Origin of the sequence: Streptomyces silaceus (genome assembly GCF_001419745.1) — a bacterium.
In the GTDB taxonomy this organism is placed as follows: Bacteria; Actinomycetota; Actinomycetes; order Streptomycetales; family Streptomycetaceae; genus Streptomyces; species Streptomyces silaceus.
Genome location: NZ_LIRJ01000563.1, coordinates 1 through 7,803 on the forward strand (window position 1 = coordinate 1; position 7,803 = coordinate 7,803).

Annotated in this window: 10 protein-coding genes; 6 read left to right on the top strand and 4 right to left on the bottom strand. The window is 72.5% G+C overall.

Translation table 11 applies throughout. The annotated features are described in order from the left end of the window. From AOK22_RS36615 to AOK22_RS36630, 4 genes are all read left to right on the top strand, one after another. Positions 1–194 (top strand): ArsA family ATPase (locus AOK22_RS36615; protein ID WP_055702982.1); only part of this gene is annotated, 194 nt, incomplete at its 5' end. A 59-nt stretch (positions 195–253) separates the two neighbouring features. Beyond that, positions 254–718: a DUF5304 domain-containing protein gene (locus AOK22_RS36620; RefSeq protein WP_055702983.1), complete on the top strand. Its 465-nt coding sequence runs from the start codon at positions 254–256 to the stop codon at positions 716–718. 52 nt (positions 719–770) lie between these two features. Then, positions 771–1,724, top strand: coding sequence for an ROK family glucokinase (locus AOK22_RS36625; protein ID WP_055702984.1), 954 nt, complete (start codon positions 771–773; stop codon positions 1,722–1,724). A 75-nt stretch (positions 1,725–1,799) separates the two neighbouring features. After that, entirely contained in the window at positions 1,800–2,579 is a 780-nt protein-coding gene (locus AOK22_RS36630; protein WP_055702985.1) for an endonuclease/exonuclease/phosphatase family protein, read from the top strand. 3 nt (positions 2,580–2,582) lie between these two features. Here the strand turns inward: AOK22_RS36630 and AOK22_RS36635 are convergent, their stop codons facing one another. From AOK22_RS36635 to AOK22_RS36650, 4 genes are all read right to left on the bottom strand, one after another. Then, a complete protein-coding gene (locus AOK22_RS36635; RefSeq protein WP_055702986.1) occupies positions 2,583–3,539 on the bottom strand; it encodes a CU044_5270 family protein in 957 nt (318 codons plus the stop codon). After that, on the bottom strand, positions 3,532–4,152 hold the full coding sequence (locus AOK22_RS36640) for an RNA polymerase sigma factor (protein ID WP_055702987.1): 621 nt from the start codon (positions 4,150–4,152) through the stop codon (positions 3,532–3,534). The genes AOK22_RS36635 and AOK22_RS36640 overlap by 8 nt, the downstream gene beginning before the upstream one ends. A gap of 219 nt (positions 4,153–4,371) precedes the next feature. Next, positions 4,372–4,977, bottom strand: coding sequence for a hypothetical protein (locus AOK22_RS36645; protein ID WP_055702988.1), 606 nt, complete (start codon positions 4,975–4,977; stop codon positions 4,372–4,374). Beyond that, the gene (locus tag AOK22_RS36650; RefSeq protein WP_055702989.1) at positions 4,970–5,749 is read right to left on the bottom strand and encodes an alpha/beta hydrolase; all 780 of its coding nucleotides are present in this window, start codon (positions 5,747–5,749) and stop codon (positions 4,970–4,972) included. The genes AOK22_RS36645 and AOK22_RS36650 overlap by 8 nt, the downstream gene beginning before the upstream one ends. 211 nt (positions 5,750–5,960) lie before the next feature. Between AOK22_RS36650 and AOK22_RS36655 the strand changes: the two genes are divergently transcribed. Together AOK22_RS36655 and macS are read left to right on the top strand one after the other, a co-directional pair. Beyond that, positions 5,961–6,716, top strand: coding sequence for a lysophospholipid acyltransferase family protein (locus AOK22_RS36655; protein ID WP_237773333.1), 756 nt, complete (start codon positions 5,961–5,963; stop codon positions 6,714–6,716). A 25-nt stretch (positions 6,717–6,741) separates the two neighbouring features. Next, the coding region (gene macS / locus AOK22_RS36660) for a MacS family sensor histidine kinase (protein WP_055702991.1) at positions 6,742–7,803 on the top strand (1,062 nt) is incomplete at its 3' end.

The window sequence follows — 7,803 nt, forward strand, 5'->3', positions numbered from 1 at the left end:
CCGGCGTCGCCCGCGAGGAGCTCGGCCTGATCCGGCGCGGCGACGAACTCGTCGTCACCGCCGGTCCCTTCCGCCGCATCGTCACCCTGCCGTCCGCGCTGCGCCGCTGCACCGTCGCGGGCGCCGGACTGCGCGAGGGCGAGCTGCGGGTGCGGTTCGCGCCCGATCCGGACCTGTGGCCGCGCGGCCGCTGAGGGACGCCGTCGCGCACGCCGGTGAACGGGCTACCGCCATTCGGGTAACGTCGAGTGGCATGAGCGATGCCACCGAGCGCGAACCCCGTGAAGTCGACGCCGACGCCTGGGAGACGGCCTGCGCCGAGGACCTCGCCGAGGAGAAGGCCCGCCGCCGTGCGCAGTACGGCCCCCCGCCCGGCTCGGCCGCCGAGGAGCTGAAGAAGCTCGTCGACGCCGTGTCCGAGAAGCTCTCCGGCCTCCAGTCGCCGCTGCTCGGCGCGGTCGCCCAGGGCGCCGTCGAGCAGACCGTGAAGCAGGTCGTCCAGCAGGCCAAGGCCGTGGTCGAGCCGGTCATCGAGCGCAACCCCGACGTCTTCGACCACCTCGCGGCGGCCGGCTCCGAGCTGCTCGCCGCCTACCGCTCCGCGGTCGAGGGCCAGGAGAGCAGGTGGACGCGGCGCGAGGGGACGGGCGACGCGACGCCGGGCCAGGATCGCCGGGACGAGGGCCCCGCGGCGGGCGAACACATCGATCTGGACTGACCCCCCTCGGGTACGGTGGGCCTTAGCGGGGCTCGATCGAACTGAGGGATTCATGGGACTCACCATCGGCGTCGACATCGGCGGCACGAAGATCGCGGCCGGAGTGGTCGACGAGGACGGCACCATCCTCTCGACCTTCAAGGTGCCGACCCCCGGTACATCCGAGGCGATCGTCGACGCGATCGCCTCCGCGGTGGAGGGCGCGCGGGCCGGTCACGAGATCGTCGGCGTCGGCATCGGCGCCGCCGGCTACGTCAACCGCCAGCGCTCCACGGTCTACTTCGCGCCGAACATCGACTGGCGGCAGGAGCCGCTCAAGGACGAGGTCGAGAAGCGCGTCAGCCTGCCGGTCGTCGTGGAGAACGACGCCAACGCCGCGGCCTGGGGCGAGTACAGGTTCGGCGGCGGCAAGGGCCACCGCAACGTCATCTGCATCACCCTCGGCACCGGCCTGGGCGGCGGCATCATCATCGGCAACAAGCTGCGCCGCGGCCACTTCGGCGTGGCCGCCGAGTTCGGCCACATCCGGATGGTGCCGGACGGCCTGCTCTGCGGCTGCGGCAGCCAGGGCTGCTGGGAGCAGTACGCCTCCGGACGCGCCCTCGTGCGGTACGCGAAGCAGCGCGCCAACGCCACCCCCGAGAACGCCGAGTACCTCCTCTCGCTGGGCGACGGCACCCCCGAGGGCATCGAGGGCAAGCACATCTCGATGGCCGCCCGGCAGGGCGACGCGGTCGCCGTCGACTCCTACCGCGAGCTGGCCCGCTGGGCCGGTGCCGGTCTCGCCGACCTGGCCTCGCTCTTCGACCCGTCCGCGTTCATCATCGGCGGCGGCCTCTCGGACGAGGGCGAGCTGGTCCTCGACCCGATCCGCAAGTCCTTCAAGCGCTGGCTCGTGGGCAGCAACTGGCGCCCCGAGGCCCAGGTCATCGCCGCCCAGCTGGGCAACAAGGCCGGTCTGGTCGGCGCGGCCGACCTGGCGCGGGAGCCCGACCCGGTCATGTGAGACCGCGCCACGGCATACGACCGTGCCCGCCGCGTCCCCTCGGGGAGCGGCGGGCACTGTCGTATCTTGATCGTCATGGCCAGCGACGCGCTTCCCAACTCCCGCACCGAGCCCGACGGTTCGGCCGTCGTCCGCGTGCTCAGCTACAACATCCGCTCGATGCGCGACGACACCGCCGCGCTCGCCCGGGTCATCGCCGCCTGCGACCCCGACCTGGTCCTCGTCCAGGAGGCGCCGCGGTTCTTCCGCTGGCGCAAGAAGCTGGCCCGCCTCGCGCGCGCCGCCGACCTCGTGATCCTCTCCGGCGGCGGCACCGCGGCCGGGCCCGCGCTGCTCTGCTCGCTGCGCGCCACGGTCGAGCGCACCGAGGACGTGCTGCTCCCGCTCACCCCGGGGCTGCACCGGCGCGGCTTCGCGACCGCCGTCGTCCGCTTCGGGGGCGCCCGACTCGGCGTCCTGAGCTGCCACTTGAGCCTGCAGACCGACGAGCGGTACGAGCAGGGCGGGATGCTGCTCGACCGTCTTGCGGGCATGGGCGTGGAGCACACGGTCGCGGGCGGCGACCTCAACGAACGGCCGAACGGCCGCACGTTCAAGCTGCTCGCGGGCGCGCTCCAGGACTGCTGGGCGGTCAGGCCCTGGGGCGGCGAGTACTCCTCGGAGGCCGACGACCCGCGCCAGCGCATCGACGCGATCTTCGCCTCGCGCGGGGTCGAGGTCCTGGGCTGCGGCGTCCCGGTGGGGCAGGCGGGCATCACGGAGACGGACCTGAGGGCGGCCACGGACCACCTTCCGGTCCTGGCCGCCCTCAGGGTTCCCCCCTCCCGACAGGCCCTGCGGGCAAGCGCCCGCTGAGACCTACGGGCGCTGCCTCACCTTGTCGACAACCCCCCACTCGACCGTGTGCGACAGCTGGACGTACCTCTTCTTCCCGTCGCGCGAGATCCGCTCGTCGCGGAAGCCCAGGAACTCGTGCGACGTCGCGTCGAAGATGAGGTACCTGCCCTTGTACTGGTCGGGATAGGCGATCCCCACACCGGTGCGCCCGGCGGAGTCCTCGACCCCTTCGACCGTCTTGACGCCGGGTACGAGCGCCAGCCCTTCGTAGGCCGCGGCGCGCAGTCCCTCGGGCAGCGTCGGCGACTTCAGGAGCTCGCCGAGCAGGAAGTAGGCCTCCGACCGTTCGTCCTCGGTGAAGGCGCTGATCGGCTTGTCGGAGGTGCCCATGGAGACGATGGCCGGGACGAGCTTCTCGGGGTCGGTGGGCAGCTTCTTCAGTTCGTCCCACCTGCGGGGCGGCCACACTCCCCCGCCCTTGCCCAGGGGCTCCTCCCACATGACCCTGCCGAGCTCCATGCTCAAGGAGCGCTTGGAGCCGTCCACCGAGTCCCACATCTCGTCGGTGTAGCTCTTGACCTCGCCGGTCTTCCGCTCCGTCTCCGTGATGATCCGCTTGGAGTAGATGAACTCGTCGTCGCGGGGCACCACGGTCTGCTTCTCGTGCTCGCGCTCCCAGGCGGCCGCGCCGTGGAGCACCTTCGCCGCGGCGACGTTCGCCACGCTCGGGGAGCTGCCGGGCCCGGCCTGCTGCCCGTCCTTCGCGCCGTCGACGGTGACCACGACGGTCGCGGCCACCGCGGCCGCCACCAGGCCGGCGAGGGCGATGCGCAGCACCGGGCGGCGGCGCACGGGACGTACCGCCGCGGCCGGTCCGTTCATCGCGGCGAACAGCCGGACCCGCGCGCGGTGGCGCGTGTCGTCGTCCAGCGGGGGAGCCCCGGCGTCCCAGCCGCGCAGTTCATCGAGTTCATTCATGGGCGTGTGCCTCCTGGAAAGCGGTCGGATCGGATCCGCCCAGTGCTTCGCGCAATGTGCTGCGGGCCCGGTGCAGCCGTGACCTGACGGTGCCGACGGGCACCCCCAGCGCCTGGGCCGCCTCCTCGTAGTTGAGGTCGGCCCACGCCACCAGGAGGACCACGTCGCGGTGGCGGGCGGAGAGCCCCGCAAGGGCCGCCGCCAGATCGCTCCGTATCCCCTCGGCCCCCGCGCGGGCGACGGCGCGGTCGGCGACCGGCTCGTCGTGCGACACCGGGGCGGGCACCTTGGCCAGCGCCTTGAAGCGGCGGGCCTCCGCCCTGCGGTGGCGTCCGATGAGGTTGGTCGCGATGCCGAACAGCCAGGGGCGGGCGTCGGCCCGCGCCAGGTCGTAGCGGTGGCGCTCCTTGAAGGCGGTGGTGAAGGTGTCCGCCATCAGGTCCTCCGCCGCCTCGGGACCGAGCCGGCGGGCCGCGTACCGGTGGACGGCGTCGGCGTGCCGGTCGAAGAGGGCGGCGAACCGCTCGGGCTCGTCCCGGGACCGCTCGATGGACCAGGCGTCGCTCTGTGGGTGCTGCCCCGTGGAAAGGGGGACGCCGGGATCGACGGTCATCGGGGCTCCTTTCGTTCGTCTGAACGCTTCGAAGGCTTGGGCTGTGCGGATGGTTCACCTCTCCTTCGCCGGTGGGCGGGATCGGGTTCCATCGCGGTCGCCGAGGGCTTCGTGCGGGGCGGTCCGGGACGCCGAAGGGCGCGTACGACGCCGGAGGCCGGGACGCCGAAGGGCCCGCCCGGAGCGTGTCCGGGCGGGCCCTTCGGCGGTCCGCGGGGGTCAGACGACCGCGCCGCGCCCCGGGTCGTCCTCGTCCTCGTCGTCGCCGCTGTTCATCCGCATCACCAGGGTGGCGAAGCCGCCCAGGAAGCCGCCGATGCCGAGCGTCGTCAGCCACCACGTCATCTGCCAGCCGAACAGCACGGCGAGCAGGATGAGCAGCGGGCCGCCCAGCACGGCGAGCCAGGCGAACTTGGCCGTCACGTCCGCCTCGGGCAGCGGCGGCGGCTCCGGCGGCACGAAGTGCCCCTCGTCGTCCGCGTCGAAGTCGTCCTCGGAGGGCTCCGGCACGCTGTAGTCGCGCGGCCCGCCGACGCCGGGCGCGAAGGAGACCGAGCTGCCGAGCGGCTTGTCGGTGCCCCCGTCCTTGCCCGCGCCGGGGCCGTCCTGCCCCGGGCCGTTCGTCTCCGGCTCCAGGAGGGCCAGGTCCTCGACCGACTTGAAGGGCTTGGCGCCCGGCGGGTCCGCGGGCTCCTCGCCGTACCCCGCGACGATCGCCTGCCAGGCGGCCTCCTCGTCCAGGGGCACGCCGTCGCGCGGCGCCCTGTCCTCGGGGCTCTTCTCCGGCTCTCTGCTCTCCTCGCGGTCCGCCTCGTGCTCAGCCACCGGTGGCCGTCCCTTCCTTGCCGACGCTGGGGGCGAGCCGGCCGATGAACGCGTAGCTCTCCTCGAAGATCCGGTCCGCGTCGTGGTCCAACGTCGCGACGTGGTAGCTCTGTTCCAGCAGGATCTCCTTGACGTCCGTGGAGGAGACGCGGCTGAGGATCCGGGCCGAGTCGGCGGGCGACACCACGTGGTCACGGGGGCTGTGCAGCACCACCAGCGGCTGGGTCACCTGGGGCAGTTCGGCGTCCACCACGCGGTAGAGATTGCGCAGGTTGTACGCCGAGTGGAGCGGGACGCGGTCGTACCCCAGCTCGTGCGAACCCTCCTTGGCGATGTCGTTGGCGACGCCCTTCGTGGTGGGCACGAAGTGGCGCAGGACCGGCAGCGCGTACGGCGCGAGGCCGTGCAGCTTGTTGCCCGGGTTGACCACGACCATGCCGCTGATCGCGTCGCCGTGCTTCGCCGCGAGGCGCAGCGTGAGCGTGCCGCCCATGGAGAGGCCGAAGACGAAGACCTTCGCGCACCGCTCCAGGAGGCCGCGCAGCTCGCGCTCCACCTCGGCGTACCAGTCCTGCCAGCTGGTGATCGCCATGTCCTCCCAGCGCGTGCCGTGACCGGGCAGGAGCGGCAGGGCCACGGTCAGGCCGCGCTCCGCCAGGTACTCGGCCCAGGGGCGCATCGACTGCGGGGATCCGGTGAAGCCGTGGCAGAGGAGGACGCCGACCTCGCCGCCTTCGTGGCGGTACGGCTCGGCTCCGGGCAGGACCGGCACCTTCGGTCTCCTTCGTGAGAGGTGCCGCGGGATCCGGGATGAGGGGATCCGCGACGGGGCGGGGGATCGAGGGATGAGGAGGGGTTTCGAGGAGTACTTCACCGTACGCGACCGGACTGACACCGACCAGGGTCGTCGGGCCCATTGGCGGCACCCCGGGTTATGGTCTGATCCACAGACACAGGAGGCACTCGGTTTGATCTACGGCGCAATGAAGGTTGCCATCGGAGGGCCGCTGAAGCTCGGCTTCAGGCCCTGGGTGGAGGGCCTTGAGAACGTCCCCGCCGAAGGCCCCGCGATTCTGGCGAGCAATCACCTCTCGTTCTCGGACTCCTTCTTCCTCCCCGCGGTCCTCGACCGCAAGGTCACCTTCATCGCCAAGGCGGAGTACTTCACCTCGCCGGGCGTGAAGGGCAAGCTCACCGCGGCCTTCTTCAAGGGTGTCGGCCAGCTCCCCGTGGACCGCTCCGGCGCGCGCGGCGCGGGCGAGGCGGCCATCAAGAGCGGCATCGAGGTCCTGGAGCGCGGCGAGCTCTTCGGCATCTACCCCGAGGGCACCCGCTCGCCCGACGGACGCCTCTACCGCGGCAAGCCCGGCGGCCTCGCGCGCGTGGCGCTCGCCACCGGTGCCCCCGTGCTGCCCGTCGCGATGATCGACACCGAGAAGATCCAGCCGCCCGGCAAGGTGGTGCCGAAGCTGATGCGCCCCGGCATCCGCATCGGCAAGCCCCTCGACTTCACGCGCTACCAGGGCATGGAGCAGGACCGCTTCGTGCTGCGCGCGCTGACCGACGAGGTCATGTACGAGATCATGAAGCTCTCCGGCCAGGAGTACGTCGACATCTACGCGACGGCCGCGAAGCGTCAGATCAGCGAGGCGGCGAAGGCGGCCAAGGCCGTGGAGAAGGCCGGCGAGAAGACGGGCGAGAAGGACAAGGCGGGGGACGGGGAACGGTCCGGCTCCTAGCCGCGTCCGTTCAGGGGTGGGGGACATGGCCAGGCGCGAGAGAGTCATGAGGATGTCGGTCGAGCAGCCGCTGTGGCGTGCGCTCACCGCCTACCGGGTCCTGACGATGCTGTACGCGATCGGGCTCTTCGTCGCGGCGCACGACAAGCTCGACCGCCCCTGGGTGGCCATCGCGTACTACGCGGTGCTCGCGCCCTGGACCCTGGCCACGCTGCCCCGCGTGGCGAACGCGGCGAGCTGCACCCGGCGCTTCCTCGTCGCCGACCTCACCCTCGCGATCGTCGGCATCCTGCTCACCCCGCTCGCCGACTCCCACCAGCGGATCGTCGACGGCGGGCCGACGCTGCCCTCCATCTGGACGGCGGGCGCCGTCCTCGCGTACGCGATCAAGGGCGGCTGGCGCTGGGCGGCCTTCGCCTCGCTCCTCGTGGGCGTCGCCAACGTGGTGCAGCGCGGCGCCTTCAGCCGCGACACCGTGCACAACGTCCTGCTGGTCTGCATCGCCTCCATCGCCATCGGCTACGTCGTGGAGGTGGCCCGCGCCTCCGAGCGCACCCTCGCCCGCGCCCTGGAGATCGAGGCCGCGACCCGCGAGCGCGAGCGCCTCGCCCGCGACATCCACGACAGCGTCCTCCAGGTCCTCGCCATGGTGCAGCGGCGCGGCACGGCCATCGGCGGCGAGGCCGCGGAGCTCGGCCGGCTCGCGGGGGAGCAGGAGGTCGCGCTGCGCACCCTGGTCGCCGGGGGCCTGGTGCGCCCGTCGTACGTGTCGGAGGACGCCTCGCAGGGCGCCCTCGTACGCGCGGTGGAGGTGCCGGACGACGAGGACGACGACACGGCGCCGTGCGATCTGCGCACGCTCCTGGCCCCGCACGTCGGGTCGCGGGTGACGCTCTCCGAGCCGGGCGCGCCGGTGCTCCTCGCGCCGGCGGCGGCGAAGGAACTGGCCGCCGCTGTCAGTGCCGCCCTGGACAATGTCCGCAGGCACGTCGGAGCGCACGCCTGCGCCTGGATCCTCGTCGAGGACGAGCCGGACGCGGTGATCGTGACGGTCAGGGACGACGGTCCGGGCATCCCGGAGGGGCGG

Bases quoted from the DNA above. Each gene is read 5' to 3' on its own strand.
- AOK22_RS36630 (WP_055702985.1), top strand. From the start codon at position 1,800: ATGGCCAGCGACGCGCTTCCCAACTCCCGCACCGAGCCCGACGGTTCG.
- AOK22_RS36640 (WP_055702987.1), bottom strand. From the start codon at position 4,152: ATGACCGTCGATCCCGGCGTCCCCCTTTCCACGGGGCAGCACCCACAG.
- AOK22_RS36625 (WP_055702984.1), top strand. From the start codon at position 771: ATGGGACTCACCATCGGCGTCGACATCGGCGGCACGAAGATCGCGGCC.
- AOK22_RS36635 (WP_055702986.1), bottom strand. From the start codon at position 3,539: ATGAATGAACTCGATGAACTGCGCGGCTGGGACGCCGGGGCTCCCCCG.
- AOK22_RS36620 (WP_055702983.1), top strand. From the start codon at position 254: ATGAGCGATGCCACCGAGCGCGAACCCCGTGAAGTCGACGCCGACGCC.
- AOK22_RS36655 (WP_237773333.1), top strand. From the start codon at position 5,961: ATGAAGGTTGCCATCGGAGGGCCGCTGAAGCTCGGCTTCAGGCCCTGG.